1 protein-coding gene is annotated in these 264 nt (G+C 44.7%); it reads left to right on the forward strand.

The window, feature by feature from the left end:
• Positions 1–264, forward strand: a 264-nt coding sequence (gene nadA, locus AAEY62_RS22955; RefSeq protein ID WP_350636742.1) for a quinolinate synthase NadA, incomplete at both ends; no start/stop codon positions are given.

Below are 264 nucleotides of genomic sequence, written 5' to 3' on the forward strand. Positions count from 1 at the left end.
TCCTAAGCCAGCTCCGTTAACACAAGATGAAAAAGGCGAATATAAAGCGCGAATAAAGCAGTTACTGCAAGAAAAAAACGCGGTGCTTGTTGCTCATTATTACACTGATCCTGAAATTCAAGCACTCGCTGAAGAAACAGGCGGTTGTGTAGCCGATTCTCTAGAAATGGCACGCTTTGGCGCTAGACACGAAGCCGACATGATCATTGTCGCGGGCGTACGTTTTATGGGTGAAACCGCTAAAATTTTAACCCCCAATAAAAC

The organism is Pseudoalteromonas sp. GW168-MNA-CIBAN-0100, assembly GCF_040309225.1.
Taxonomy (GTDB): Bacteria; Pseudomonadota; Gammaproteobacteria; order Enterobacterales; family Alteromonadaceae; genus Pseudoalteromonas; species Pseudoalteromonas arctica.